General features: G+C 65.6%; 28 protein-coding genes. 20 read left to right on the top strand and 8 right to left on the bottom strand.

From position 1 onward, the window contains the following. Positions 1 to 437 precede the first annotated feature (437 nt). From U5A52_RS39445 to U5A52_RS39360, 18 genes are read left to right on the top strand one after another with little or no spacing between them, the layout of a single operon-like run. Entirely contained in the window at positions 438 to 1,145 is a 708-nt protein-coding gene (locus U5A52_RS39445) for a beta-ketoacyl synthase chain length factor (protein WP_321939608.1), read from the top strand. After that, positions 1,129 to 1,923, top strand: a complete 795-nt coding sequence (locus tag U5A52_RS39440) for a lysophospholipid acyltransferase family protein (RefSeq protein ID WP_321939607.1) — start codon at positions 1,129 to 1,131, stop codon at positions 1,921 to 1,923. The genes U5A52_RS39445 and U5A52_RS39440 overlap by 17 nt, the downstream gene beginning before the upstream one ends. Beyond that, positions 1,898 to 2,197, top strand: a complete 300-nt coding sequence (locus U5A52_RS39435; RefSeq protein ID WP_321939605.1) for a phosphopantetheine-binding protein — start codon at positions 1,898 to 1,900, stop codon at positions 2,195 to 2,197. The genes U5A52_RS39440 and U5A52_RS39435 overlap by 26 nt, the downstream gene beginning before the upstream one ends. A 3-nt stretch (positions 2,198 to 2,200) precedes the next feature. Then, on the top strand, positions 2,201 to 2,452 hold the full coding sequence (locus U5A52_RS39430; RefSeq protein WP_158759959.1) for an acyl carrier protein: 252 nt from the start codon (positions 2,201 to 2,203) through the stop codon (positions 2,450 to 2,452). 14 nt (positions 2,453 to 2,466) lie between these two features. Further along, complete coding sequence (locus tag U5A52_RS39425; protein WP_321915833.1) at positions 2,467 to 3,129, top strand: hypothetical protein; 663 nt, start codon at positions 2,467 to 2,469, stop codon at positions 3,127 to 3,129. Then, the gene (locus tag U5A52_RS39420; protein ID WP_415774125.1) at positions 3,126 to 4,841 is read left to right on the top strand and encodes an AMP-binding protein; all 1,716 of its coding nucleotides are present in this window, start codon (positions 3,126 to 3,128) and stop codon (positions 4,839 to 4,841) included. Before U5A52_RS39425 ends, U5A52_RS39420 begins: the two co-directional genes overlap by 4 nt. After that, positions 4,838 to 6,547, top strand: a complete 1,710-nt coding sequence (locus tag U5A52_RS39415; protein ID WP_321939601.1) for a glycosyltransferase family 2 protein — start codon at positions 4,838 to 4,840, stop codon at positions 6,545 to 6,547. The genes U5A52_RS39420 and U5A52_RS39415 overlap by 4 nt, the downstream gene beginning before the upstream one ends. Next, positions 6,534 to 8,111, top strand: a complete 1,578-nt coding sequence (locus U5A52_RS39410; RefSeq protein WP_321939599.1) for an aromatic amino acid ammonia-lyase — start codon at positions 6,534 to 6,536, stop codon at positions 8,109 to 8,111. Before U5A52_RS39415 ends, U5A52_RS39410 begins: the two co-directional genes overlap by 14 nt. After that, positions 8,108 to 8,548 (top strand): thioesterase family protein, encoded by a 441-nt coding sequence (locus U5A52_RS39405; RefSeq protein ID WP_321915739.1) that lies wholly within the window; start codon positions 8,108 to 8,110, stop codon positions 8,546 to 8,548. Before U5A52_RS39410 ends, U5A52_RS39405 begins: the two co-directional genes overlap by 4 nt. Further along, complete coding sequence (locus tag U5A52_RS39400) at positions 8,536 to 9,207, top strand: outer membrane lipoprotein carrier protein LolA (protein ID WP_321939597.1); 672 nt, start codon at positions 8,536 to 8,538, stop codon at positions 9,205 to 9,207. The genes U5A52_RS39405 and U5A52_RS39400 overlap by 13 nt, the downstream gene beginning before the upstream one ends. Beyond that, positions 9,204 to 11,627 (top strand): MMPL family transporter, encoded by a 2,424-nt coding sequence (locus tag U5A52_RS39395; protein ID WP_321939596.1) that lies wholly within the window; start codon positions 9,204 to 9,206, stop codon positions 11,625 to 11,627. Before U5A52_RS39400 ends, U5A52_RS39395 begins: the two co-directional genes overlap by 4 nt. Next, positions 11,624 to 12,796: a beta-ketoacyl-[acyl-carrier-protein] synthase family protein gene (locus U5A52_RS39390; protein WP_321939610.1), complete on the top strand. Its 1,173-nt coding sequence runs from the start codon at positions 11,624 to 11,626 to the stop codon at positions 12,794 to 12,796. The genes U5A52_RS39395 and U5A52_RS39390 overlap by 4 nt, the downstream gene beginning before the upstream one ends. Positions 12,797 to 12,804: 8 nt before the next feature. Then, a complete protein-coding gene (locus U5A52_RS39385) occupies positions 12,805 to 13,290 on the top strand; it encodes a hotdog family protein (protein ID WP_321915741.1) in 486 nt (161 codons plus the stop codon). Then, on the top strand, positions 13,287 to 14,012 hold the full coding sequence (locus U5A52_RS39380) for a 3-ketoacyl-ACP reductase FabG2 (protein ID WP_321939594.1): 726 nt from the start codon (positions 13,287 to 13,289) through the stop codon (positions 14,010 to 14,012). The genes U5A52_RS39385 and U5A52_RS39380 overlap by 4 nt, the downstream gene beginning before the upstream one ends. After that, entirely contained in the window at positions 14,012 to 15,238 is a 1,227-nt protein-coding gene (locus U5A52_RS39375) for a beta-ketoacyl-ACP synthase (protein ID WP_321939592.1), read from the top strand. The genes U5A52_RS39380 and U5A52_RS39375 overlap by 1 nt, the downstream gene beginning before the upstream one ends. A gap of 2 nt (positions 15,239 to 15,240) precedes the next feature. Continuing rightward, positions 15,241 to 16,482, top strand: a complete 1,242-nt coding sequence (locus tag U5A52_RS39370) for a beta-ketoacyl synthase N-terminal-like domain-containing protein (RefSeq protein WP_321939591.1) — start codon at positions 15,241 to 15,243, stop codon at positions 16,480 to 16,482. Positions 16,483 to 16,517: 35 nt separating this feature from the next. Continuing rightward, a complete protein-coding gene (locus U5A52_RS39365; protein WP_321915745.1) occupies positions 16,518 to 16,973 on the top strand; it encodes a signal peptidase in 456 nt (151 codons plus the stop codon). A gap of 17 nt (positions 16,974 to 16,990) precedes the next feature. After that, on the top strand, positions 16,991 to 17,431 hold the full coding sequence (locus U5A52_RS39360) for an excinuclease ABC subunit A (protein ID WP_321915746.1): 441 nt from the start codon (positions 16,991 to 16,993) through the stop codon (positions 17,429 to 17,431). A 30-nt stretch (positions 17,432 to 17,461) separates the two neighbouring features. On the opposite strand, the gene U5A52_RS39355 is transcribed toward U5A52_RS39360, so the two are convergent. Beyond that, complete coding sequence (locus U5A52_RS39355; protein ID WP_321939587.1) at positions 17,462 to 18,199, bottom strand: class I SAM-dependent methyltransferase; 738 nt, start codon at positions 18,197 to 18,199, stop codon at positions 17,462 to 17,464. A gap of 210 nt (positions 18,200 to 18,409) precedes the next feature. Between U5A52_RS39355 and U5A52_RS39350 the strand changes: the two genes are divergently transcribed. Next, positions 18,410 to 19,654, top strand: coding sequence for an NAD(P)/FAD-dependent oxidoreductase (locus U5A52_RS39350; RefSeq protein ID WP_321915748.1), 1,245 nt, complete (start codon positions 18,410 to 18,412; stop codon positions 19,652 to 19,654). Positions 19,655 to 19,725: 71 nt separating this feature from the next. Here U5A52_RS39350 and U5A52_RS39345 read toward each other — a convergent pair whose 3' ends face one another. The 4 genes from U5A52_RS39345 to U5A52_RS39330 all read right to left on the bottom strand — a co-directional run bounded on the left by U5A52_RS39345 (position 19,726) and on the right by U5A52_RS39330 (position 23,042). Further along, a complete protein-coding gene (locus U5A52_RS39345; protein WP_321939586.1) occupies positions 19,726 to 20,145 on the bottom strand; it encodes an ester cyclase in 420 nt (139 codons plus the stop codon). 141 nt (positions 20,146 to 20,286) lie between these two features. After that, a complete protein-coding gene (locus tag U5A52_RS39340) occupies positions 20,287 to 20,847 on the bottom strand; it encodes a MerR family transcriptional regulator (RefSeq protein WP_321939583.1) in 561 nt (186 codons plus the stop codon). After that, entirely contained in the window at positions 20,844 to 21,260 is a 417-nt protein-coding gene (locus tag U5A52_RS39335; RefSeq protein WP_321939581.1) for a hypothetical protein, read from the bottom strand. The genes U5A52_RS39340 and U5A52_RS39335 overlap by 4 nt, the downstream gene beginning before the upstream one ends. Before the next feature lie 210 nt (positions 21,261 to 21,470). Continuing rightward, a complete protein-coding gene (locus U5A52_RS39330) occupies positions 21,471 to 23,042 on the bottom strand; it encodes an alpha/beta hydrolase (protein ID WP_321915752.1) in 1,572 nt (523 codons plus the stop codon). Between the two features lie 281 nt (positions 23,043 to 23,323). Here U5A52_RS39330 and U5A52_RS39325 point away from each other — a divergent pair, with 281 nt between their 5' ends. Further along, the gene (locus U5A52_RS39325) at positions 23,324 to 23,818 is read left to right on the top strand and encodes a hypothetical protein (protein WP_321915753.1); all 495 of its coding nucleotides are present in this window, start codon (positions 23,324 to 23,326) and stop codon (positions 23,816 to 23,818) included. Positions 23,819 to 23,853: 35 nt separating this feature from the next. Here the strand turns inward: U5A52_RS39325 and U5A52_RS39320 are convergent, their stop codons facing one another. Genes U5A52_RS39320 through U5A52_RS39310 form a run of 3 tightly spaced genes read right to left on the bottom strand, consistent with a single transcriptional unit; the run spans position 23,854 to position 26,839 of the window. Continuing rightward, entirely contained in the window at positions 23,854 to 24,249 is a 396-nt protein-coding gene (locus U5A52_RS39320; RefSeq protein WP_321915754.1) for a DUF4280 domain-containing protein, read from the bottom strand. A 48-nt stretch (positions 24,250 to 24,297) separates the two neighbouring features. Next, complete coding sequence (locus U5A52_RS39315) at positions 24,298 to 24,843, bottom strand: toxin-antitoxin system YwqK family antitoxin (protein WP_321939578.1); 546 nt, start codon at positions 24,841 to 24,843, stop codon at positions 24,298 to 24,300. Between the two features lie 7 nt (positions 24,844 to 24,850). Beyond that, the gene (locus U5A52_RS39310) at positions 24,851 to 26,839 is read right to left on the bottom strand and encodes a type VI secretion system Vgr family protein (RefSeq protein WP_321939573.1); all 1,989 of its coding nucleotides are present in this window, start codon (positions 26,837 to 26,839) and stop codon (positions 24,851 to 24,853) included. Positions 26,840 to 26,854 lie beyond the last annotated feature (15 nt).

Genomic DNA, 26,854 nt, shown 5'->3' with positions numbered 1-26,854 from the left:
TCCGATGGTGGAAAGGGAAAGCATGGTGGGGCGACTGGAAGAATAAGTGCTCGGATGACTGAAAGCTGAGGGATGGCAGTCAATGACCGAAACTGGCCCTCGGTGCCCGCATTCTACGGCCTGCAAGGGGAGATGCCTATTTCGACCGAGTGGCGGGCGCGAAACCATCGGCCTGGATTCCTCCCTGTGAAATCGGTTCTGCTTAGGCAGATGCGCGCATTAGCCCCATGCTTAAGCATTTGATTTCAAGGAATTTCTTGATGCTCAACAAGTCATTTCAAAATATTTCACGAACCACCCTAAATAATTCGGGAACCAAGCCGTTAAAGTACGCACGAGAACTCCGCCCAGAGCATTTGCGGGCCGAGGAAAAATAAACATACGCCGTTCGGGGTTGAGAGCCCGCACGCCGCGGCCGTGGACACCGTCAACCCGTTATGCCCGATTTATCGTGGACCATGCCCGTAGCGCGTTGGTCCTTCTGGTCTTCCGCAGCGGAAAGTTTGCCTGAGGTTGCGTTCGTCGATCCGATGATGCGCCGCCGCCTGAGCGCGCTTTCGCGGATGGCGCTGAAGGTGGCGGGCGACTGCGTCGATGCGCAAACCCGGGCACGCGTGGTCTTCGCATCGCGGCACGGCGAGTTGCGCCGCACGACGGACATTCTGCGCGACATCGAGGCAAAGCAGCCCGTTTCGCCTAACGCGTTCAGCCTTTCCGTGCTCAACGCGATGACGGGGCTGTTCGGCATCGTGCGGGGCGACCGCTCGCCGGCTACGGCGCTCTCCGCAGGCGCGCAAACGCTGGGCTACGCGCTGCTCGAAGGCCATGCGCTTTATTCGGAAGACCCTGGCAGCCCGGTGCTGGTCGTCTACGCCGACGAACCCGCCGACGCGCGCTACGGCGCAATCGAACAGGAAGTGCAGCGCGGCGCGTTCGCATTGCTGCTCGACGCGAGCGCAGCGCCGCAAGGCCGGCTCGCATGCTCCATCACAGAAAACAAGCCGGACACGGCCGCACAGGCACAGGCACGCGAATTCGCCACGCAAAGCGAAGCGTTGCATCACTGTCTGAGCGAGGGTGGGCGCGCCGCGTGGCAGGGCAGTGGCGGCACCTGGCAATGGAGCTGGCATGTCGGCTCGGCTTGATTACGGCTGGCGGCTCTTCGCCACCGGCTTCGCCTTCGCGTTGTTCGGCGCATGCGGGCTGCTCTTCTCGGTGATCGTGTTTCCGCTCGCGTGGGTCTGGCCGCATCGTGCTTCGCGGCAGCGCGCGATCACCACCGTCATCCACTGGTTTTTCCGCGCGCTCGTGGCCGCTTTGCAGCGCGCGGGCGTCATGACGCTCGACGTGGCCGGCGCGAACGCGCTGCGTTCGGGCGCGCCCGCCATCGTCGTGGCGAACCATCCCACCTATCTCGACGTGGTGGTGCTCCTCGCGCTCACGCCTTCCGCCTGTTGCGTCGTGAAGAACGCGCACTGGCGCAACCCGTGCTTCTGGGGCATCGTGCGTGCGGCCGAATACGTGAGCAACGCCGATCCCGCAGGCTTCGTGCAGGACTGCGCGCGCCAGCTCGCGAACGGCTACAGCATGATCATTTTTCCCGAAGGCTCGCGCAGCCCGGCGCCAAATCGGCTGCATGCGTTCTCGCGCGGCTTCGCGCATACGGCGCTGGAGGCCGGCGCGCCGGTGCTGCCCGTGCTCATGCACTGCGATCCGCCCGCCTTCACCAAGCAGATGCACTGGTACCACGTTCCGCAGCGACCTTTCCGCATGACCGTGAACGTGCTGGCGCCCATCGGCGTCCAGCCGCTCGCGCCGCGCGACATGCCCTCCGCACTCGCCGCGCGCAACGTCACGCGCACTATCGAGGCGCAAATCACACAGCACCTGTTTGACTATGGATACTTTAAAACTGGAAATTAAGCGGCTCCTGATCGAGGCGCTCGATCTCGAGCATCTCACGCCCGCCGATATCGACGACGACGCGCCGCTGTTCGACACCGACGGCGTGGGACTCGACTCGATCGACGCGCTGGAGATCGGCATCGTGCTGCGCCAGCACTATCAACTGACCATCAACGCCGACGACGAAAACGTGCGCGGCTACTTTCGGTCGATCAACACGCTTGCGGCGCTCGTCGCGGGCCACGCAAACGAAAACGAGGCGCTGGAAGCCACTGCAGGGAAAGGGGATTGAATCATGAGCGAAGCTGAAATTCTCGACCGTATCCGCGAGATCTTTCACGAGAACTTCGATATCGATCCGGCACGCGTCACGCCGGAGGCGCATCTGTTCGAGGAACTGGATCTGGACAGCATCGACGCGGTCGATCTGGCGATCAAACTGCAGGAAATGACGGGCCGCCGCATCAAACCGGAAGAGTTCAAGCAGGTGCGCACGGTGGGCGACGTGATCGCCGCGGTCGAGTCGCTGCTCGTGACCCAGGCTTGAGGCCATACGTGACGGTGCTTCGCGGGCACGGCTCGGCTGAGCCTGCCGGTGCAGGTGAAAGCGGCACGGCAGACGACGGCGCACGCGGCCGGGCACGCGGCAAGTGGCGGCTGATTGCCAGTCTCGCCTACCCGGTCGTGATTCTTTGCGCGTGGCGCTGGGATTCGCCGCGCTTCGTGGGCTTGTTGCTGCTCGTGCTGCTGTGGATGCAGCGCGTGGCCGGCACGGGCGCGCTCGCCGCGACCCTGCGCAAGCTCACGCCGGTGGACTGGGCCGTGGCCGTCATGCTCAATGCCGCCTCGGTGACCATCGTCTTCACCAATAGCGAACGCCTCATGCGCCTGTATCCCTCGCTCGTGAATCTCGGTCTGCTCGTCGCATTCGGCGCGACCCTCGTCAAAGGGCCGTCGATGATCGAGAAATTCGCACGTCTGACTTATGCCGATCCGCCCGCACACATCGTGCGTTATACGCGCCGCGTCACGCAGATCTGGTGTGGTTTCTTCGCAGTGAACAGCGTGTTTTCCGCTTGGACGGCGCTCGCCTTGCCAGCCCGTGCCTGGTCGCTCTACAACGGCGCGATTGCCTATGGGATCATCGGCGCGCTGCTTGCTGGCGAGTTTGCGTGGCGCAAATGGATCATGCTCCCGCGCGCTGCGCGACGGGAGGCGGCGTGATCGCATTGCACGAGCTTCTCGTGGCGCGTTACCGCGAGCCGCGCGGCGCGGTTTGCATCGATGGCGCAAACGTGACGGACTTCGCGACGTTCCGCGCACATGCGCTTGGCATCGCCGCACGCATGCGCGCGCGGCCGGGCCAGCGCGTTGTGCTATGGAGCGACGACCCGTATGAGTTCGCCTGCGCTTTGTTCGGACTGCTTGCGGCTGGCAAGGTGCCGGTGATTCCCGCAAACGCGACGGCGGGCTATCTCGCTGAACTGAGCGATGCGTACGATGCGGTGCTCGACGAAAACGAGCTCGCCGCTTGGTGTGCCGAGATCCCTGCGGTTCAACCTGCGAAAGCCGACGTGTCGATCGACGCGAACGCCTTGCTCACGCTCTTCACCTCCGGCAGCAGCGGCACGCCGAAGCCCGTCCACAAGACACTGGCGCAGTTCGACGCGGAGGTGCATACGCTGGAAGCCGCCTGGGGCGCGCTTCTGGGCAAAGCGGCGGTGCTCGCGAGCGTACCGCATCACCACATCTACGGCTTGCTGTTCCGCGTGTTCTGGCCGCTTGCGGCAGGAAGGCCGTTTGCCCGCGCGACCTGCGCCGATCCCGCGCAACTACAGGCGCGCATTACTGAGTGTTCGGCGCAGTGCGGCGCGACGGTCGTCGTCTCGACGCCTGCGCAACTCTCGCGCTGGCCCGATCTGCCGGGGTTTGCCGCGCTCAGTCCGCAGCCGCGCGCGTTCTTCTCGTCGGGCGGCCCGCTGCCGCTCGACACCGCGAAGCAATACTCCGCCACGTTTGGCGCTGCGCCGCTGGAGATCTACGGCAGCACGGAAACGGGCGGCGTCGCCTGGCGCAGGCAAAATGAAATGCAAGCGTGGACGCCCATGCCGGGCATCGCCGTGCGCGCGGGTGCTGTGGAAGAGGGCGGCGCGCTCGAAGTACGCTCGCCGCACCTGGGTCACGATGACTGGCATCGCACCGACGACAAAGCCGCGTTCGACGAGCACGGCCGCTTCGTGCTGCAAGGGCGTCTGGACCGCGTGGTCAAGCTCGCCGGCAAGCGTGTGTCGCTCAGCGAGATGGAGAGCAAACTGCTGCTGCATCCCGGCGTTGCCGAAGTGAGAACCGTGCTGCTCGAAGGCGGCTCGCGCGAGCGCATCGGCGCGCTCGTTGTGCTCTCCACAGAGGGCCGCGAAACGCTGCGCCGCGACGGCCGCGTGCTGCTGCTCAAAGCGTTGCGCCGCCATCTCGCAGCGTGGTTCGACACGGTCGTGCTGCCGCGCCACTGGCGCATTCAGCGCGCGCTGCCCGTCGACTCGCGCGGCAAGATTCAGGCGCGAGCGGTCGCTCACGCGTTCGCGGCAAGCGTTGAAGGATTCGAATTGCTCGCTCAGTGGGACGACGCAGAAGCGCGCGTATTCGAGTTGCGCGTGCCGCACACGCTTGTCCATTTCGCGGGCCACTTTCCAGGCTTGCCGATTCTCCCGGGCGTCGTGCAGGTCGACTGGGCGATGCGCTTCGCGCGCGAGTGGGTGCCCGGCGTGCGCGCGCTCGCCTCGGTCGATCAACTGAAATTCACCATGCCGGTGCCGCCGGGCGCGCTGCTCAAGCTCGTGCTCAGGCACGATGCGGTGCGCCGCCGCGTGGCGTTCGCGTGGCGCGTTGGCGAGCGCGACTGCGCGTCCGGCGCCTTCGTGTACCGGGAGCCCGCATGAGCCTCGCGGCCTGTATCGTCATTCCGATCTACAACCACAAGGACGCGATTGGCGGCACCGTGGCGAACCTGATCGTTCACGGCCTGCCGCTCATCGTCGTGGACGACGGCAGCGACGAAGCCACCCAGCAGGTGCTGGCGGACCTCGCGCGCCGCTACGCCGGCAAGCTCACGCTGCGGCGCCTGCCCGTGAACGGCGGCAAGGGCGCGGCGGTGATGGCGGGGCTGCGCGCCGCGCGCGACGCGGGCTATACGCACGCGCTGCAGATCGACGCCGACGGCCAGCACGACGCCGCGGACGTGCCGCGCTTTCTCGCCGCCGCGCAGGCGAACCCGCGCGCGGTCGTGATCGGCCAGCCGGTGTACGACGAGAGCGTGCCGAAATCGCGCCTCTACGGGCGCTATCTGACCCACGTGTGGGTCTGGATCGAGACGCTCTCGTTCACGATCCGCGATTCGATGTGCGGCTTTCGCCTCTATCCGCTCGACCTCGCTTGCGCGCTGATCGACAGCGTGAAGCTGCCCGAGCGCATGGACTTTGACATCGAGATCCTCGTGCGTTTGCACTGGCGGCGCGTGGCGTTCGTCTCCATTCCGACCGCCGTCACCTACGCGGCCGATGGCGTGTCGCATTTCGACGTGCTGTGGGACAACGTGCGCATCAGCCGCAGCCATACGCGGCTGGTCGCGGGCATGCTCGCGCGCCTGCCGCTCCTGCTCGCGCACAAGGTTTTGCCGAAGCGCGCGCAAGCGGGCGAGGGCAACGAAGCATGGTGGCGCAGGGCCGAACGCGGCAGCCGGCTCGGCATGGCCTTGCTCGCCTGGAGCTGCGGTGTGTTCGGGCGGCGTTTCACTACCCTCTGGCTGCACCCCATCGTCGCTTACTTTCTGCTCACGGGCCGGCCCGCGCGTGAAGCCTCGCGGCGCTATTTCGACCGGCTGCGCCAGTGCTCGCCGGAACGCGAGACGCCGCGCCCCGGCTGGCTCACCGCTTACCGCCATATGCTTTCGTTCGCGCAGTCGGGCTTCGACAAACTGGCCGCGTGGACGGGCCGCGTCGATCAGACCGATGTGGAGATCGACGACCCGCGCGCGCTCGACGCGCTGCTGGCAAGCGGCCGCGGCGCGCTCGTAATCGGCTCGCACCACGGCAACCTCGAAATGGCGCGGGCGCTGGCCGTGCGAGGCGCGCAAACGAAGGTGACGGCCATCGTCTACACGGAGCACGCGAAACGCTTCAACAGCGTGCTGGCTTCTGCGCATCACGACTTCGCGCAGCATCTCGTGCCCGTGAGCGACTTCGGCCCGCAAACCGCGCTGATGATGCAAGAGCGCATCGAGCGCGGCGAGTTGCTCGTCATCGTCGGCGACCGCACGCCTGCGCGCGAAACCGGCCGTACCACCGAGGCGCAGTTCCTCGGCGAGACCGCCGCGTTTGCCCAGGGGCCCTATGTGCTGGCGCACGCGCTCGCTTGCCCGGTCTATCTACTGTTCTGCCTGAAAGAGCGCGCGGGCTACCGCCTCTACTTCGAGCCGTTTGCGGAACGCATCGATCTGCCGCGCCGTGGCCGCGCCGAGCATATTGCGGCATGGGCGCAGCGCTTTGCCGCGCGCCTCGAACACTATTGCCGCAAGGCGCCTTACCAATGGTTCAACTTCTACGATTTCTGGGCGCGCCCCAGTGGGGGAGCGAATGGCCGAGACTGACCTGAAGGATGCCGAAGTGAAGCCGGATGCCGTGGTATTCGGCGGCCGCCATCTGACGATCGAGGACGTCGTGGCGGTAGCGCGTGGCGGCGCCGCTGTGCGCCTGAACGACGACCCCGCCTGGCGCGAGCGCATCGCGCGCGGCGCGGAGTTTCTGCGTCGGCATCTCGAAGCCGGTGCGACCGTGTACGGCGTCAATACGGGCTACGGCGACGCCTGCGTCGTCGACGTGCCGATGGCGCTCGTCGAGGCGCTGCCGTTGCAGCTCACGCGCTATCACGGCTGCGGCATGGGCGAGTATCTGGACGATGCCTCGGCGCTCGCCGTGATCGCCGCGCGCCTGAACTCGCTGGCTTTCGGGCTCTCGGGCGTGCGCCCGGTGCTGCTCGAACGTCTCGCCGATCTCATCAATCATCGCGTACTGCCGCGCATTCCCGCCGAAGGGTCGGTGGGCGCAAGCGGCGACCTCACGCCGCTTTCGTACGTCGCCGCGGCGCTGGTCGGCGAGCGCGATGTGCAGTTTCGCGGCGCGCCATGCGAGGCGCGCGACGCGTGGCTCGCGCTCGGCCGCGAACCGCTCACGCTCGCGCCCAAGGAAGGCCTCGCGTTGATGAACGGCACGGCGGTCATGACGGGCCTCGCCTGTCTCGCGTTCACGCGCGCGGCGCAGCTCGTGCGCTTGAGCGCGCGCCTCACCGCGCTCGCGACGGTGGCGCTGGACGGGCGCGCCGCGCATTTCGACGCGTTCATCTTCGAAGCCAAGCCGCATGCCGGGCAGGGCGAGGCGGCGGCGTGGATCCGCGCCGATCTGGCGGGCCGTCCCGATACGCCCGGCCACCGGCTGCAGGACCGCTATTCGATCCGCTGCGCGCCGCACGTGATCGGCGTGGCGAACGACGCGCTCACGTGGATGCGCCGTGACATCGAAAACGAACTGAACAGCGCCAACGACAACCCGTTGATCGATCCCGACGGCGAGCGCGTGCTGCACGGCGGCAACTTCTACGGCGGCCATATCGCGTTCGCGATGGACGGTCTCAAGACGGCGGTGGCGAATCTTGCCGACCTGATGGACCGGCAGCTCGCCTTGATCGTCGACGACAAGTTCAACAACGGCCTGCCGCGCAACCTCACGGGCGCGACGAGCGCGCGCGCGCCGATCAATCACGGTTTCAAGGCCGTGCAGATTTCGTCGTCGGCGTGGACGGCAGAGGCGCTCAAGCACACGATGCCTGCGAGCGTGTTCTCGCGTTCGACAGAGGCGCACAACCAGGACAAGGTGAGCATGGGCACGATCGCCGCACGCGACTGTTTGCGCGTGCTGCAACTCACCGAGCAGGTCGCGGCCGCGCATGCGCTCGCCACCGTGCAGGCCGCGCGCCTGCGGTTGCGCGCCAATGCCGCGACGGTGATTCCCGAACCGCTTGCCGCGTTCATGGACGAAGTCGCCGCGACGTCGCCGTTCGTCGATGAAGACCGCGCACTCGAACACGAACTGCGCGCCATGACCGAACGGATCGCGGCCGGCGGCTTCCTCGCGCAAACAACGGAGGGCCGGCCATGAGCGAATCACGAAAGCCTGCGCCGGCGTTGAGCGCGAGCGCAAACGTGGAAGTGCCGTTCCATGACGTGGACGCGATGAACGTCTGCTGGCACGGCCACTACCTGAAGTATTTCGAATTCGGCCGCGCGGCGCTCCTGCGCAAGTTCGACTACGACTATCGCGAGATGCAGGCGTCGGGCTACGTGTGGCCCGTTGTCGAGGCGCATTTGAAATATGTGCGGCCCGCGGTGTATGGGCAGCAGCTCGAGGTGTGCGCACATCTGCTCGAATACGAAAACCGCCTGAAAATCGGCTACGAAATTTACGATCGCGACTCGCGCACGCGGCTCACGAAGGGCTACACGATCCAGGTCGCCGTGAATGCCGCCACCCAGGAGCTGCAGTTCGTTTCGCCGCCCATCATGCTCGACAAGCTGGAGCGTGCATGGGCGCGTTGAAACGATGCGCGGCCGCCGCCGCACTGATTGTGGTTCAGTCGATGGGCACTGCGGCGCAGGCCGTGACAGCCCCCTCGAACGCGAGCACGAGCACGAGCGACGCGGCACTCGTCTCGCAGATCACATCCCGTCTCGCACGCGCAAACGGCGTGCGTTCGCACTTCACGCAAACGCAGACCCTTGCCGCGATGAAAGCGCCGCTCGTGAGCACGGGCTCGCTGCTGTTCTATCGTGAGCGCGGCGTGATCTGGCAGGTCGAAACGCCATACAAGAAAACGTGGATCATGCGCGAGGGCGGCGTCACCGTGATCGATGCTGCCGGTCAGCGCACCGCGAACGGCGGCGCGCAAGGTGCGCGCGGCGCGGCGGAGATCGCGAAGATGATGCGGGCCATGCTTGGCGGCGACCTGAGCGGGCTGTACTCGCAATTCGGCGTGGAGGCGCGCGGTACGCCTTCCCAATGGCAGATGCGCCTCGTGCCGCGCCAGCCGCAGATCGCGCAGGCGCTGCGCGGCATCGAGATGGAAGGTGGCGACTTTCTGAGCAGTTTGCGCATCACCTTCGCCAACGGCGACGTCACGCAGTACGAATTCAGCGGCAGCGCGCAGGTGTCCGGGCTCGCGCCCGCCGATGAAAAGCTTTTCGGAACGCCGCAGTGAGTGCTTCCGAGCTTCGCACCGGAACGCCCTGGTGGCGGCAGTGGACGCTGCGTGCCGCGTGGGTGCTGCTCGCGCTCGCGGCGACGTTGTATTGCGCCTGGCGCTTTACGGGTCCGACGCCCTTGCAGACGAACCTGCTGGCGCTCTTGCCCGCGACCGAGGCCGACCCTGTTGCCGAAGAGGCCGTGGACCAGCTTGCGGGCGCGCTCGGCAATCGCGCCGTGCTGCTCGTGTCGAGCCAGAACGCGGCACACGCGAAAGCGGCGGCGGGGCAACTGGGCGCGGTACTGAGCGCGAGTCATGCGTTTGCTTCGGTGACGGCGCAAGTCCCGCCGTTCGATCTCGGCCGCATCACGCGTTTTTACCTGCCTTACCGCTTCGGGCTGCTCACGGCGGAAGACCGTGCGATGGCTGGCGGGAGCGCCGAAACGCTGCGCGGCGCGCTCGCTGAACGCCTCTATGGCCTGCCGAACGCGGGTCTCGCCACGCCACTCGCCGACGATCCCTTCGGCTGGCTTCAGCATTGGCTCGCGGGGCTGCCGCTGGCGGCATCGAATCTCACCCTCGAGGACGGCTTTCTCGTGGCGCACCGCGCTAACACCACGAGCGTGCTCGTGATCGGCACGCTGCCGGGTTCCGCCTACGAATCCGAGGTTCAGCGCGGCGTGCTGCTTGCCGTCGCTCACGGCGAAGCGGCGCTCAAGGCTGCGTGGCCCGATGTCTCGGTCGCGCGCACGGGCGCCGTGTTCTATGCCGAATCGGCGCGGCGCGCCTCGGAGCGCGACGTACACGTAATCGGCGTCGTTTCGGCGGTCGGCATCGCGCTGCTCATGCTGTGGATCTTCCGCTCGCCGCGGCTCATCCTGCTCGGTTTCGTTTCCACCGCGCTCGGCATCGTGTGCGCGCTGGCCGCCACGATGCTCGTCTTCGGCAAGCTGCATCTGCTCACGCTCGTGTTCGGGGCGAGCCTGATCGGCGAAGCGGTCGATTACTCCATTCAGTACTTCGTCGTCTACCTGGGCGCGCGGCACGGCTGGGATTCCCGGCGCGGCGCGCGCGAAGTGCTGCCCGCGCTCACGGTGGCGCTCAGCACGAGCCTGCTTGGCTACGCCATTCTCACGTTCGCGCCGTTTCCGGCGCTCAGGCAGATTGCATGCTTTGCCATCGTCGGCATCTTTACCGCGTTCGCCTCCGTCATCTGGCTGCTGCCGAGTCTCATGACCGAGCCCGCGCGCCGCAGTCCCCAGACGCTCTTCGCGGTCGCCGCGGCGTCGCTTGCGAAATGGCAGGCGCTGATCGGCGGCCGGCGTGCGTGGGGCGTCGCGCTCGTGCTCGTGATTGCCGCCGTGCCGGGCTGGCTGCAACTGCGCAGCGACGACGACATTCATTTGCTGATCCAGCGGGACCCGGCGCTGGTCGCGCAAGAGCGTGTGGTGTCGAGCGCAGTAGGAGCCGACAACAGCGCCCAGTTCTTCGTCGTGCGCGGCGCGTCGCCTGAGGCCGTACTTCAGCGCACCGAGACGCTGTGCAAGCGGCTCGGCGCGCTGACGGGCACGTCCGCGCTGAGCGGCTGGCAATCGGTGACGTCGTTCGTGCCGTCCGAAGCGCGGCAGCGGGCCGATCGCACGCTGCTCGGCGCGCACGTGTTCGCCGATCCCGCCGCCTTGCGCGCGCTGCTCGGCGCAGCGGGCTTTCGTGACGAGGTGGCGCAAACGTGGCTCGATGCGTGGGCGCACTCGGGCGCTTCCGTGTTGCACGTGGACGCCTGGCTCGCCGAACCGTGGTCGCAGCCGTTCCGCCATCTGTGGCTCGGCCGCTCGGTGAGCACGCCCGGCGCATTCGCGGCGATCGTGATTCCGCAGGGCGTGTCGGCTGCGAACGAGCCCGCGCTTCTCGACGTTGCGTACGCGTCGCCCGGCGTGAGCTTCGTCGACAAGGCGGCGAGCGTGTCGCGCCTTTTTGGCGTGTACCGGCAGGACGGTGCGATCTGGCTCGCGGGTGCGCTGACGCTCGTGCTCGCGCTGCTGATGTTCCGCTACGGCTGGCGTGGCGCCATCGCGGTCACGCTGCCGGTGTGGCTCGCCATCGGCGTGACGCTCGCGGCGTTCGGCTACGCACACATTCGCATCAATCTCTTCAACATGCTGGCGCTGATGCTCGTGCTCGGCGTGGGCGCGAACTACGCCGTCTTTCTGCGCGAAGGCGCGATGCGCGCTTCCACCGATCGCGGCGCGGTGTGGACCGGTGTGCTGCTTTCGGCCGCGACCACGCTGCTCTCGTTCGGCATGCTCGCCATGAGTTCCATGCCCGCGCTCAAGAGCTTTGGCGCCACGCTGTCGCTCGGCATCATGGTGTCCGTGATGCTCGCGCCTATCGGCATGCCCTCGGGCACGCACACTACACCACGGAGAAAGGCCTGATGGCGCTCCCTGTCTATTTGCACGCGCTCGGCATGGTCAACGCACTCGGCGACGATGTGGCGTCGATCGTCGGCGCACTCGCGCGCGGCGAGGCGCCCGGCATGGGGCCGATTACGACACGCACCGGCACCGCCTTTGCGGGCAGCGTGAAGGCGCCGCTCGACGTTGCACCGCCCGCATCGCTTGCGCACTACGACTGCCGCAACAACCGGCTTTTGCTCGCCGCGCTGGCGCAAATCCGTCCGGCCATCGAGGCGGCGCGCGAACGTTTTGGCGCGGGGCGTATCGGTGTCGTGCTCGGCACGAGCACGTCGGGCATCAGCGCGGCGGAAATATCGTTCACGCAGCCGGCAGCGGCTTCGACCTTCGATTACCGCCAGATGGAAATCGGGACCACCGCGCCGTTCGCCGCTGCGGCGCTCGATCTGCGCGGGCCGGCCTACACGATCTCCACGGCATGCACGTCGAGCGCCAAGGCCTTCGTCACCGCGCGCCGCCTGTTGCGCGCGCAACTGTGTGATGCGGTCGTCGTAGGCGGCGTCGATTCGCTCTGCGAACTCACGCTGCAAGGTTTCGCCTCGCTCGAATCGACGAGCCCCGTGCGGACCAATCCGATGAGCGCGCAGCGCCGCGGCATCAACATCGGCGAGGGCGCGGCGGTGTTCCTCATGAGCCGCGAGGAAGGGCCGGTAGTGCTCGCGGGCGCGGGCGAGTCGAGCGACGCCCACCATATCTCGGCACCCGATCCGCAAGGCGCGGGCGGCGAACTCGCATTGCGCGCGGCGCTCGCCGACGCGGGCATAAGCGCGGCCCAGATCGGCTACGTCAACCTGCACGCAACGGCCACGATCAAGAACGATCAGATGGAAGCGCATCTCATGGCGCGCGTGTTTCCCGACGGCGTGGCCGCGAGCGGCACGAAGCCGCTCACGGGGCATACGCTCGGCGCGGCAGGCGCAACCGAACTGGGTCTCGCGTGGCTCACGCTCGCCCGCGACGACGTTGCGCTACCGCGCCACGTGTGGGACGGAGCAGCCGACCCGGCGCTGCCCGCGCTCGACCTCATTCAGAACGTGCGCCACTTGCCACGCAGCGGCGCGCGCCAATACGCGATGAGCAATTCATTCGCGTTTGGCGGCAGCAACGCCTCACTCATACTCGGACGGTGATCGAGACCATGAATCCTGCTCTTTCATCAACGATGGACGCGTTCCCGCCGATCGAAACCATCATCCCGCACCGCGGCACGATGCTGCTGCTCGACTCGGTCGCGGCATGCAGCGACGAGTCGCTCACGGCGCTTGCGAGCGTGCGCACCGACGCGTGGTACGCCGACGCGCAGGGCGCGATGCCCGCGTGGATCGGCATCGAACTGATGGCGCAGTCCATTGCGGCCCACGTAGGCCTGCTGTCGATGCGCGAAGGCAAGACCGCGCGCCCGGGCGTGCTGCTCGGAACGCGGCGCTATGAGGCGGCGCAGACGGCATTCGCGAGCGGTGCGCCGCTCAGTGTCACGGTCAGCGAACTGCTGCGCAGCGAAGAGGGCCACGGCGCGTACGGCTGCACGATCAAGCAGGATAACGAACTATTAGCGGAAGCCACCGTGAAGGTGTACCAGCCGCGCGATTTTCAGACATTCATCGAGGAGAATTCCAGATCATGAGCCGGCGTGTTCTCGTTACCGGCGCGAGCCGCGGCATTGGTCGCGCGATCGCCTATCATCTCGCCGCGGACGGCTTTGCCGTCACCGTGCATTGCCGTACGGGCCGCAACGAAGCCGATGCCGTCACGGCCGGCATCGTCGCGCAGGGCGGCACCGCCAGCGTGCTGCAATTCGACGTGCGCGACCGGGCCGCGTGCCGCGCGGCGCTCGAAGAGGACGTCGCGGCGCACGGCGCGTACTACGGCATCGTCTGCTGTGCGGGCGTCACGCGCGACGCCGCGTTCCCCGCGTTGACCGACGAAGACTGGGACATCGTGATCGAAACCGGCCTCGACGCGTTCTACAACGTCGTACACCCGCTCGTCATGCCGATGGTGCGGGCGCGCAAGGGCGGCCGCATTGTGACGGTGGCCTCGGTGTCGGGGGTCACGGGCAATCGCGGCCAGGTGAACTACAGCGCGGCCAAGGCCGGACTGATCGGCGCGACGAAGGCGCTCGCGGTGGAACTGGCCACGCGCAACATCACGGTCAATAGCGTGGCGCCCGGGCTCGTCGATACCGGCATGCTCGACGACGTACCGCTCGATCACGCACTCAAGGCGGTGCCGATGAACCGCGTGGGACAACCGGCCGAAGTCGCGGCCGTGGTCGGCTTCCTGATGTCCGACGCGGCGTCTTATGTCACGCGCCAGGTCATTGGCGTGAACGGCGGGATGGTCTGATGAAACGCGTTGTCATTACCGGCATGGGCGGCGTGACCGCGCTCGGCGAGCAGTGGGATCAGGTCGAAGCCGCACTCAAAGGCGGCGTCAACGCCGTCAAGCGCGTGCACGACTGGGACTATATCGAGTCGCTGCATACGCGCCTTGCGTGCCCGCTGCCGGCGTTCAATACACCTGACTATTATCCGCGCAAGAAGACGCGCTCGATGGGGCCGGTCTCGCTCTACGCGGTGCGCGCGAGTGAACACGCGCTGGCAGACGCGGGCCTGCTCGACGACCCGTCGATCAAGGACGGCCGCATGGGCGTGGCCTACGGTTCATCGGCCGGTTCGGTGGAGCCGGTGCGCGCGTTTGGCAAGATGCTCGAAACGGGCTCGATGAGCGACGTGACGTCGAACAGCTACGTGCAGATGATGCCGCACACCACGGCTGTGAACGTAAGCCTCTTCTGGGACCTCAAGGGGCGCATTGTGCCGACCTCGTGCGCGTGCGCTTCGGGCAGCCAGGCCATTGGCTACGCGTACGAGATGATCGCGAACGGCAAGCAGACGCTGATGCTCGCGGGCGGCGCCGAGGAACTCTCGGGGCCGGGCGTAGCCGTGTTCGACATGCTCTACGCCACGAGCACGCGCAACGACGCGCCGCAACTCACGCCGCGTCCGTTCGACGCCGCGCGTGACGGCCTCGTGGTGGGCGAGGGCGCGGCTACGCTCGTGCTCGAGGAATACGAGCATGCCATGGCGCGCGGCGCGCGCATTCATGCGGAAGTGGTGGGCTTCGGCTGCAATTCGGACGGCGCGCATATCACGCAGCCCACGGCGGCGACGATGGCGGTCGCCATGCGCCAGGCGCTGGCCGACGCCCAGTTGGCCCCCGAAGCGATCGCCTATGTGAATGCGCACGGCACCTCCACGGATCGCGGCGATGTGGCCGAGAGCCAGGCCACGGCGGAAACCTTCGGCGCGCGCATGCCGATCAGCTCGCTCAAGAGCTATATCGGCCATACGCTCGGCGCGTGTGGCGCGATCGAGGCATGGTGGACGATTGAGATGATGAAACGCAACTGGTATGCGCCCACGCTCAACCTGACCGAGGTCGATCCGGCCTGCGCACCGCTCGACTACATCATGGGCGAACCGCGCACCCTGGACGCCGAGTACGTGATGAGCAACAACTTCGCGTTTGGCGGCGTGAACACGTCGCTGATCTTCCGGCGCGCGCGTTGAGCATGCAGACAGTTTCCGCGAGCGGCTTGCGGCGCGTGGTCGTGACGGGCATGGGCATCGTCTCGTGCCTTGGCAACACGCTCGAGAGCGTCGCCGGGAGGTTGCGTGACGGACGCGGCGGCATCACACGCGTTCAGGCGTGGCGCGAACGCGGTTTCGCGAGCCAGGTGGCGGCAGTGGCTTCGGTGGCAGGCGAAGCGCCGTTCGAGCGCAAAGCCGAGCGTTTCATGGGCGACACGGCGCGCTTTGCCTGCCACGCCGCGCGCAGCGCCATCGCCGACGCACATATCGACGCGCACGCGTTGCGCACGCCTCGGGCCGGCGCGGTGGTGGGCTCGGGCGTCGGCACGATGTCCGCTTACGACGCGGCCATGGAGAGCGCAAACGCGCGCGGCGTCGACCGCGTGCCACCGTATACGGTGCCGCAGGCGATGAGCAGCACGACATCGGCGAATCTGGCGCATGTGTTCGGCATGGAAGGCGTGACGTACTCGCCTTCATCGGCGTGCACGACTTCCGCGCTCGCCATCGGCCAGGCCATGCAGCTGATCCAGACGGGCCGACAGGACATCGTGCTCGCGGGCGGCGCGGAGGGCTTGCACGACAACATGACGTTGATGTTCGACGCAATGGGTGCGCTCTCGCGCGGCTTCAACGACACGCCAGAGCGCGCGTCGCGGCCCTATGACGCGCTGCGCGACGGATTCGTGATCGGCTCGGGGGCTGGCATCCTCGTGCTCGAATCGCTCGCGCATGCGCAGGCACGCAACGCGCGCATCTACGCGGAGCTGACCGGCTACGGCCACGGCACCGACGGCGCGCAGATGGTCGCGCCGCAGGCGGGGGGCATTGCGCGCGCCATGCGCGAGGCGCTGGCCGAAGCCGGCACGCGCCCGGACTACATCAACACCCACGCGCCTTCCACGCCCACGGGCGATATCGAGGAGCTGCTCGCGCTGCGCGCCGTGTTTGGCGGCGAGGTGCCCGCGTTCTCCTCGACGAAGGCGCTCAGCGGTCATCCGCTCGGCGCGTGCGGTGCGCACGAAGCGATCTACACCTTGCTGATGATGCGCGATCGCTGGATTGCGGGCGCCGTGGGCATCGAAGCGCTCGATGCCGCCGCCGCCGGCATGCCGCTCGTGCGGGAAACGCGCGACGCGCGCATCGATACGGCAATGTCGGTTTCATTCGGGTTCGGCGGCAGTTGCGCGAGCCTGGTATTTCGCGCCTGGAATGCAGTCTGAAGTTTCGGGCAACCCTGAAAATAATGAGGATTCCAATGAAAAAGACTTACCTCACGCTGAGCGCGGCCGCCATCGTCAGCCTGACGCTGGCTGGTTGCGGATCGCAACGCCTCACGCTGCCGATCCAGCCCGCCGCTGCGCTCTCAACGGGCAAAGCCGCGTCGGGCGCGAACCCCGCCACGAAGATCGACGTGTACTTCGGCGCGCAGCCGCACCCGGAAGTGGTCCGCCACGTAGGTGACGCCTCGCATTCGCTGCGGGTCGCCCGTGCGACCGACGGCGCCGAGGCCACCTGCAACAAGGCGCTCGCCAGCGCGCTCGACAAGCTGCGCGCGGACGCCCAGAACAAGGGCGCCAACGCTGTCATCAACGTGACCACGCGCTTTCACGGCACGGAAACCGGATCGGCCACCGAGTACACCTGCGGCGTGAGCCCGAGCGCGGCGGCGATTGCCGTCACGGGCGACCTCGTGGTGCTGCGGGCCAATTGAACCAACGGAGAAGAACGATGAAGAAACTGTGGATGCTCGCCGCGCTGTGCGCGGCCTTTGCGACGTCGCAAGCGAACGCACGCAATACGGTCGACACCTACCAGGTGGATGCAGCGCTCAAGAGCGAGCCCGGCAAGGTGAGCGACGATATCGCGCTGTACTTTGCGGGCCAGTCTCATCCGGCGGTGAAGAAGACGCTGGGCCAGTACTCCACGAACAAGAAGACGAACGCGTTCGGCAAGAGCGACGAAGCGGCCTGCCAGCACGTGTTCCTTTCGGCCGTGGCCGAGTTGCAGGAACGCGCGCGCAAGGAAGGCGGCAACGCGGTGATCAACATCAAGAGCAACTACAAGAACGAACTTCGAGAGAGCGCCACCGAATTTACGTGTGGCGCGGGCGCGATGATCGCCGGCGTGGCGCTCGTTGGCGACGTGGTGACGCTCAAGGGCGGCAAGTAACCCGCGGCAGGCGGCGGCGGGCCACCCGGCTCACGCCGCCTTGACGGCGGCTACGTTGACGAGCGTTTCGCGCCGCTTCCCAGGCTTGGGATGATGCAGGCCGAGGCGCTCGAAGAGACCGAAATCCGCTGCACGGCTCCACCACAGATAGGGCAGCGAAACATTGCGCTCCGAAAAGCGGAAGCCCGCCGCGCGGATCATTTCGAGGTAGCCGTTGGCGCTTTTCTGCACGTGCATGGGGTGGCGGAACAGCAGCCGGATCACCCACGAGCGGATATACGCCTCGGTGGATTCGGCGAACAGCAGCACGCCGCCCGGCTTGAGCACGCGGTGGAACTCCGCGAGCGCGCGTTCCTGCTCGACCAGATGATGGAACGTCTGGTGGCAGAAGACGATGTCCGCGCTGGCCGTGGGTAGCGGCAGGTTCGCGCAGTCGCCGTGCAGCAGCTCGAATGCGGTGTGCGTTTTCAATGTGTCCTGGCACGTGCGCGCGGCGCGCGCAGCCAGTTCGAGCGACGCCTCGTGATAGTCGATCCCGACGATGCGGCGAGCCCGGAAAGCCTCGGCCAGCAGGCGGAACGATTTGCCCTGGCCGCAGCCGACATCGACGATTTCAGGCGCGGCGGGCAAGGGCACGTCCACGAGACGCTTGAGGTCGTTGATCGCCACGCGCAGCACGTGGTGCTCCCACGTATGCGTGCGCAGAAACCAGATGCCGAAGGCCGTTTCCGGCACGAACGGCACGTCATTTGTTTCGGAAACCGACATATTTTTTTATCCGTTGCGAATGCGGTCGTGGACGAGAATGGGGATTGTAAATGCAAGGGCAGCGCGAGGGGTGTCAAAATCACGGTTTCGCGCAGCGCAGTGCGCTTGCATTGGGCATACAGACGTAACAGGACGTGACAGAACGTAACAGGTCGCGTCAGGACGCAGTGAAGGGACAGGACTATGGAAAAGAGCACTGGAGAAGCAGTTATGACCCCATCCGCGCGACGCGAAGCCGTCGACGTGGCGATCATCGGCGCGGGCCCCTCGGGCGCCGTGGCGGCCGCCTTGTTGCGCAAGGCCGGGCGTTCGGTGCTCGTGCTCGAGCGCCAGCATTTCCCGCGCTTTTCGATTGGCGAGAGCCTCCTGCCGCAAAGCATGGCGTACCTCGAAGAGGCCGGCATGTTGCAGGCGGTCGTGGAAGCGGGCTTTCAGTACAAGAACGGCGCGCATTTCGTATGGCGCGATCACGCGACGGCGTACGACTTTCGCGACAAGCATTCGGCGGGCTGGGGCACGACCTACCAGGTGGAGCGTGCGAAATTCGACGAGCTGCTGATCAACTGTGCCGCACAGCAGGGCGCCGAAGTGCGCTTCGGCCACACCGTGGTTGCGATGCGCACGGGCGACGCGCCGATGCTGGAAGTCGTCGACGAAAACGAGGTGCGCTATGAAGTGCACGCTCGCTTCGTGCTCGACGCGAGCGGCTTTGGCCGCGTACTGCCGCGCCTGCTGAACCTCGAAGCGCCGACCGGCCTGCCCACGCGTGCCGCGATCTTCAGCCATGTGCGCGACGGCCTGCCGCTCGACGCCTTCGATCGCAACAAGATCTGCATCGCGACTCACCCCGAACACCGCGACGTGTGGTTCTGGATGATCCCGCTCGCGGGCGGCCGCTCGTCGGTTGGCTGTGTCGCGCACGCTGCCTTCCTCGACGTGTCCCAGGCGGAACGCGAGGCGCGGCTGCGCGCGCTCATTCGCGAGGAACCGACCCTGAACCGCCTGATCGGCGACGCGCCGTTTCTCATGCCCGTGAACCAGATCGGCGGTTATTCGGCTAACGTCGAACGATTGCATGGCCCAGGCTACGCGCTGCTCGGCAACGCTGGCGAGTTTCTCGACCCGGTGTTTTCTTCCGGCGTGACGATTGCGCTGCGTTCGGCGCACCTGGCCGTGAAGGTGGTCGAGCGCGCGCTCGGCGGCGCGGCGGTGGACTGGCAGACCGAATACGACGTGCCGCTGCGCAAGGGTATCGACACGTTCCGCGCGTTCGTCGAGCGCTGGTACACGGGCGAGCTGCAGGACATCATTTACTACCCGCGCCAGACGCCCTTGATCCGTCGGATGATTAGCTCGGTGCTTGCCGGTTATGCGTGGGACGAGAGCAATCCTTACGTGGCGGACCCGGTGCGCAGGCTCAACGTGCTGCACGAGGCGTGCATGCGGTCCATGTAGCGATCGACGAAAGCCCGCTTGCCGGTTGGGTACCTGCGGTGGGACGCGGGGCCAACCCGGCATGCGCGGTTTCATTGGCCCGGTGGCCGAACCGCGCCTAGCTGGATCATCAACCCGAGCGTGTCCATGATGAGGCGGGTTTCCTTGATCCGGCCGTCCTGAAAGCGGTCGATGACCATGCCCCATACCTTGACGGCGCGCCCCGTAGCGTCCACGCCGAGAAATGCGCCCTGGTGCGTGCCCGTCCACTCGAAGCGCGTTAGCACGCGATCCCCTTCTGTGAGTTGTTCCTCGACGCGCCAATGCATGTCCGGGAACGCGGCTCTCATGCCACGCACGACATCCTTGAGGCCCTCGATACCGGGACCCTGGCCGGGAAACGGCACCTGCTCGACCATGTCTTCCCAGAAGAACCGGTCCGCGGCGTCGAGCTGCCCACGGTTGAGGACTTCTTCGATAAACGCGCGAACCAAACCGCTAGTGTCGTGCATGGGATGAACGCCTCCTGGCTGGCGAAGAGTGGAAGGGGAAGCCGGTTGCTGCAGAGTAGGCTCGCACGCGCAACGGCGTGCGCTGGAGTCGCGCGAGAACGTGCGGTGGCGCACATTCCCGGCTTTGACGGTCAACGACTTTCACGAGCCCGAATGGCCTGCGGCAGGGTTGCCCGCGAGTTTCGCGCGCCGGCGGATTGCCTTTACCTCTTCGCGTGTCAGTCCGAGCGAAACCAGAAATGCCGCGTGCGAGTCGGGGTTTTCTGCCTCGAACCCGGCATGCCAGTTGTCCATCTCCGCCTCGTCGAAGCCCGCGCCGCGCAGCATCGCAACCCAAGCGTCTTTCCCGCGCTGCTTGCCACGCCGTCTAAAAGATGGTTGCGCGAGCAACGTTGCAATAGCTTTCTGACGTTCCTTCAGGCGCGCGATCTCGGCGGTCAATCGCATCAAATGCGCTTCGAGGATGTGTGCGGCGGCATTGCCCTCGCGTGCGAGCAGGTCGCGTATCGCGGCCAAGGGCAGCCCCGCGGCCCGGTAGGCGCAAATCGCGCGCAGGCGCTCGTGTTGTGTCTCGTCATAGAGCCGGTAGCCTGCGGTGCTGCGTGCGCTCGGCATCAGCAGGCCAAGCGCTTCGTAGTGCAGGAGCGAAGAGCGCGAGAGTCCTGCCTCGCGTGCCAGTCTTCCGAGAGTAATGCGTGTCATGACGGCAAGGGCAGTCTGTCGGGTTCGAGAAAGCCACAGCGCGCTTCGGAGCGGGCCAGCAATTCGGGCGAGTAGTGTTCGGCGACGAGCGTGCGGCAATCGCAGGTAAATACCGGTGCATGGGCGAGAAATGCCTCGAACGAACGCGACGGATTCGCAGCGCCCGCATGCGCCATGAGCCGGATCAGCGCTTCGGTCATTGTACGGTGGTATCGATCTTGTGCGCCGAGATGGGCGGCGTAGTGCGCAATGCCGGCGCAGGTCCGCTCAATGGCTTCTTCAAGCGGGTGACGCTGCAAGTAAATCCACGTTACGCGCAGATGATTGCGATGATTGAACGCCGCGGGCGGCAACTGGCAAGAGAGAAAGGCTTCGAGGAAGGCGTCGTCGGTGAGATGCCGGGTCGTTTCCATGTGTTTCGACACAATGTTCGTTGAACAGAGTGCCGATGGTGAAGGTGACTACGGTAGTCGGGTCAAGCGAATTTTTGGGGCAGTGAAACACCGAGAGGAATGCAAAAGCCTGATTTGCAATCCTCCCGGCTTTCCGCTTAATGCGTAGGTTCGCTACGCGCGCGTTAATGTTTCGTGATCTATCGCGGCAACCCGATACCGGCCCGCCAATCAGAAGTTGCCGAAGAAGCCGCGCGCCGCGACCATGCAGAACGGCGCGACGATGTCGGCGTGGTAGGCCTGGAGGACGGCGGACATTCCGCCGTCCTTTGCGCCGGCCTGGACCGCCTGTGCGGCGACTGCCGCTTCGGCCTGCGCAAAGCCGGCCTTCACTGCGGCGAACGGGTCGTTCGCACCGGGTGCGGAGTCGACATCCAGCACGCTCGTCAGGCCAGGCGCGACGTTGGCGTTTTTCCAGTAGGCCTGCTCGATTGCCGCGTTGAAAAAGAACACGGTCGGGTCGAGGTGGCCGCCGCATAGCAGCACGGGCGAGCGCGGCACCCAGTTACGCAGATCGTTGCGCTTGAACGCCTGCCGCAGCGGCTGCGCCGGACTGGCAGCCGGAGCCATCGCAGCGGTCGGCGAGGGGTACGCGCCGTCCGGATTGACGATCTGATCTTCGAGCATGCTCAGACGATAGCTATTGCGCACGAGATTCGCCGTGCCGAATCCCAACGCGAATAGCGGCGTCAATTGAGCCGGCGCGAGAGGCGGTGCAAGCGGCGGCGTCAACGAAGCGAACTGTGCCGCAGGCGGCGTGCTGCTGAAGAGCTGCGTTGCAGGCAATTTGCCTTCGGCGAACAGCGTGTCCAATGAGGTGACGCTCGGCAGCAGATCCTCTATACCGGGGGCGTAGGCCGCTTCGAAAAAGTCGCCTGGCTTGCGATAGATATTGCCATACGCATGCTGGTAGCTCGTGGTTACGAGCACTGTAAAGATCGTCGAGCCGAGGTCGACCTCGCCCTGAACCAGCGCGTCCGCCATGGCGCCCAGCGCATACGGACCGGAGCCCGGCGCAGAAGCCGTCACATTGATGCCGGCGGCCTGTAGCGCGCGATGCGTGGCGAGCGCCACGTAGCCGCCCTGCGAATAGCCGGTCACGAACAGCTTGCCGTTCTCACGTGTCTTGTTTGCCGGGCCGGGAAGCGCCATTGCAAAGCGGGCCGCGCGCAACGAATCGATTACATCGGCCGATTGCTGGTCGCCGTTCAGATACGGGTGGTACGGCAATGGCGAGCCGGCGTAGCCGGCATAGTTGCTCGCCACCACGACATAGCCTTGCGCGGCGTAGATCGCCGCCACGGCAATGCCTTCACCTGCGCCGTCGCCGTTGGCCGGGTCCGTTTGCGTTATGTCGGCGATGTTGTAGTTGCGGTAGGTCGTCGTTCCGTGCGCATACAGCATGAGTGGGCGCGGACCGGTGCACGAGGCGCCGCCGCCTGGAATCATCAGCGCGGCGCTCGACATCGTGGGTTCGCCCGCGCCGCCTATCGTGAGGTAGCGGAAGTACTTGATTTCGATGTCGCAGCGCGGCGTGCCTGCAACCTGCAGCAATTGCTGACCCGTTGCGTTCGTTCCCAGCAGTTTCGTGAAGTCAGCCGCGCTCAGGCGCAGGCTCGTTCTCTGCTCGACCAACTGGCCGCGGAAAAAGCAGCTCAACCCGCTACAGGTCGAACCGGCCTGCACGACATTGCTGGCACTCGACAAAAAGAGCGTCAGCAGTACCCAACCCGTCTTAAGCATCGCTCCTCGCATTTCACGCTCCGTTCTTGTTGGTGTTCGGAAAATGGGGCTGCCTTGCAGAGTCAAACGAGTATAGGTAAACAGAATCGCGGATTGCTACTTGTTGCGGGAACAATTTTCCAGTGAAGCGCTTTAAGAAGAATTGGCACTCGCGCTTTATGGTCGGCTGCGATTTCATGTAATTAAACGTCTATCGCACATCAAACAAAGAGGCGAATTGAGGGCCGACAGGCTAGTATTTAGTCAGAAGGATCTCACGGCCAATTACCAGGAGACTAGCCATGCCTCTCGTTTTCTCGAACATCAAGACGGACTGGGACAATGCGATAAACGCAGGCGGAATTCTTCCTGTGGCGGCCACCTACGAGGACGCGACAGACGATGGCGGTACGCTCATTTACTTGCCGTTCGAACTCCAGAACGAGAAGTATCACATCACGGTACCCATTGCGAGCGGGGGCGTGGCGAATTCCTGCCACGTAACCGCCGAGCGGCCAACACCTGTTCATCTCGACACAAGCAAAGGGAAGAAGGCCGGAACGACATACACCGTGAAGAACAAGCCGAGCGCGTATTACGATTTCATTATTAGCGGCGGTCCCGTGCCGAATGTCGTGTTTTCACACTCAAGCAAAGTCGAGATACTCGGAAAAAAATCCCAGAAAGTCTTCAGTGCCAGTTTCACGGGTGTTCTGACCAACGCGGTGCAGAACATCATGCGCGACTTCGCGCTATACATGCTCGGCCTTGGCTCGGCGCACGCAACGCCGGGCTGACATTCAGACCGAATCGAAACGATCGCGGGCGTGCCCTATGGAATTAGCGTAGAGACCTGCCCAGGCTGAACCACCTTGATCACGCCGCCCCACATGCACACGAGCGTAGCCTGAGCATCCAGCGCCGGCATCGCGCCTAGCGTGACGGTGGGTGCGCCACCGGGAATCCAGGGCGACGGCGTGGCCGGAACACAGGGCATGGGCGTGAACACGCCCAGCGCCGCGGCTGTCGCAGCGATTACCGTGGGGTTCGCCGGGCTTTGGCACAGGGCGAACGGCGTGACATTGGCGATGGGAATCGAGTCGGCAATCGTTGCGGCGGGCACGCCGCTCACGAGCACACGATTAACGGGCATCACGTTGAGCGTGCCCGGCGCACCGCCAAAGGAACATTGCAGCGTAGCGCCGGCGCAGACTTGCGGACTGGTCATCGTGTGGCTCCTTATACGTCGCGGTCGTACGGAAATCGCAGGCTGAAATCAAGCCGAAGACGGATTGGCGAGCGATTGCCACCATTGCTTCCAGTGCGGCAGCGGCTTGCCGTTTGCCGCGATCGGTCGTCGGTCGTCGGTATAGCGCTGCGCGGCTTCGAGCGGCTTGCCCGCGCTGAACGGTTGGCGCAACGCAAGACAACCATTCGGATGGAAGCGCTGCAGGATTCCGTGCAATTTTCCGTTGCGGTAATGCGCTTCTTCGAGCAGCGTGCCATCGGCCAGCCACGTGCGCGAGATGCCGTGCAGCACGCCATGCGCATAGTGCGCTTCGCGCTGGATCTTGCCGTCGGGGAAATAGAAAAGTGCCTTGCCGTCGAGCTTGCCGCCCGCATATTGCACCTGTGCCGAGGGGTTGCCCTCAGGATAGAAATAGGTCGCCGGACCGCTGAGCACACCATTGGCATAACGAATCATTGCCACCGGACGTCCTTCGGATTCGATGCGAACCGGGCCGTGCAGCGCGCCGCCCAGCGTCGCGCCTTCAATGCGCGTGTCGTCGCGTTCTATCGTGACCGGCTGGATCGTCTCCATGTTCGCCTCAATTGATCTTCACAATGCCGCCCTTGACCACCAGCATGCCGCCGCCGTCCACCGTCTGCTGCACGGCGCCCTTGTTCGTCACGCTCTGCGCCTCGTTCGAAAGCGTACCGTCCGACTTGTTGGTCAACGACGTGCCGGCCTGATTCGTGAGCGACACGGCAGCCTGATTCGTGAGCGACGCGTCGCTCTTCGCCGTGAGGTTGCCCGTGCTTTGCAGCGTGAGCGTGCCGCTTACCTTGATGGTGAGGTTGCCGTCTACGGTGAGCGTCATGTTGCCCGTCACGGTCTGATCGAGATTGCCGCCCACCGTGCGCGTTTCGTTCCCGCCGGCTTTCACGGTGCGCGCGCCTTTGATGTCGACCGTTTCGTCGCCGGTCTTCACCGTCGTGCTGCGGTTGCCTTGTTCGACCGAGAGGGTATCGTTGCCTTCCTTGATCGTATGCGTGCGATCGTTCTTGATCGTGCTGGTTTCGTTGTGGTCGATGGTCCACGTGGCGTCGTTGATCACCTTGGCGTTCAGGTCCTTTTGCGCCTGCAGGAAAACTTCCTCGCTGTCCTGCTTGTCTTCGAAGCGTAGTTCGTTGAAGCCATTGCCGCCTTTCGAGGTGTTCGTCTTGATGCCGGATTGCGTCTGGTTGTCGGGCAGCGTATAGGGCGGGAGGTTCGCGCCGTTATACACGCTGCCCGTGATAAGCGGCCGGTCGGGATCGCCGTCGATAAAGCTCACCACGACTTCGTCGCCCACGCGCGGCATGAACTGCATGCCAAAGCGCTTGCTCGCCCAGGGCTGCGCCACGCGAATCCAGCACGAACTCTGTTCGTCGTTCTGGCCGTCGCGGTCCCAGTGAAACTGCACCTTCACGCGGCCATACTGATCGGTCCACAACTCCTCGCCGCTCTTGCCGACCACCGTCGCGGTCTGCGTGGGCATGAAGGGGCGCGGCGTCGTGCGCGCGGGTCGCCAGGTCGTCGCGAAGGGAAACGCTTCGAAGCGGTTGCGATAGCGACTGTGATCGGCCTCGTGAATCACGCTGCGCACGACCCATTCGATGTTGGCGTCGCTGGAATCGTGGTCTGCCAGCGTGAAACGGCAGCCGGGCGCGAGCGCGCGGCAATCACTTTCGCCGATGAGCAGCCGCGTGGGCGCGCGCAGTGCATCCACGCGATGCTTGGAGAGCGTGGAGCCGTCGCTGCTGGTGGTGTAACGCCCCGGGTACTCGTACACGCTGTGTCCGTTCGATGCCGCTTGCGCCTGCGAGTAGAGCTGAGCGCTCGGCGTTTCCCACGCGTAATCGGTATGCGAGAAGAGGCCGGAGGCCGTTTCTTCGACGATCTCGCAGTGAACGATCTGCGTCGATTCGCGCGCGCCGCTCGTGCCGCCCGTGTAGTGCAGCGTCGCGTCGCCGGGCAGCGGCGTGAAGGCGTCGTTGCTGTCGGCAATGACGAGCGTATGGCTGCCGGTATCGTGACGGAAGAAGTAAAACCAGCCTTCCTCTTCGCACAGACGGCTCACGAACGCGAAATCCGACTCCGCGTACTGCACGCACCATTCGCGCGTGGCGGGCGTGCCCGTGACCGAGAACGAGTAGTCCGTCAAGCCATGACCCGCCAAAACGGCCTGGATGATTTCCTGCGCGTTTTTGCCCTGAAATATGCGGTTATTGCGCGAGAGCGTGAGGAGCCAGAGCCACGAACGCAGCTCCAGCGTGAAGTGGCTCGCGTCCACCGTCGAGGGCAACTGCGCGGCGCGCGTGCACACGGCGTCGATAAGGCGCGGCGACGCGCCCCATGCGAGCGAGAGCGTCGCATGATTGCCGGTCATGCCCGAGGGCGCGGGCGGCGGCAATCCGCCGTGGGCGTGAAGCGTCAGCGCGGTGGGGGCGTCCAACGCCTCGCGCGCTTCGAAACTGGCGGGAAAGAGCGTGCTGAACGCACTTCCGCTCAGGCTGATGCGCGCGTCGGTGTCGACTGAGATGGGGCGGTTCATCGCGTGGATCAGGTT

It is taken from the genome of Paraburkholderia sp. J8-2 (assembly GCF_905220195.1).
Classification (GTDB): Bacteria; Pseudomonadota; Gammaproteobacteria; order Burkholderiales; family Burkholderiaceae; genus Paraburkholderia.
This window is presented reverse-complemented; position numbering and strand designations above follow the sequence as displayed.